Source organism: Bacillus sp. SIMBA_154, assembly GCF_046536015.1.
Taxonomy (GTDB): Bacteria; Bacillota; Bacilli; order Bacillales; family Bacillaceae; genus Bacillus; species Bacillus pumilus_P.
Genome location: NZ_JAWJBV010000610.1, coordinates 1 through 240 on the forward strand (window position 1 = coordinate 1; position 240 = coordinate 240).

The window sequence follows — 240 nt, forward strand, 5'->3', positions numbered from 1 at the left end:
GCGTTGAACGACAGCATCATGGTGATTGCCTTTGCGCCGCTCGTGGGCCTGTTGTTGGGCATCTCCGCTATTACCGTGCCGTGGGCCACACTGGTCACGTCCGTCGTGCTCTATATCGTCATTCCGGTGATTCTCGCGCAGATCCTGCGAAAGGCGCTGCTGTCCAAGGGGCAAGCCGCATTCGATGCGGCGATGGCCAAGATCGGCCCCTGGTCGATTACCGCGCTGCTGGCCACGCTG

At 61.7% G+C, this 240-nt stretch carries 1 pseudogene; it reads left to right on the top strand.

Going from position 1 to position 240, the window contains the following annotated elements:
* Positions 1–240, top strand: a pseudogene (locus R0K30_RS23345) (arsenical-resistance protein); the annotation flags it as partial.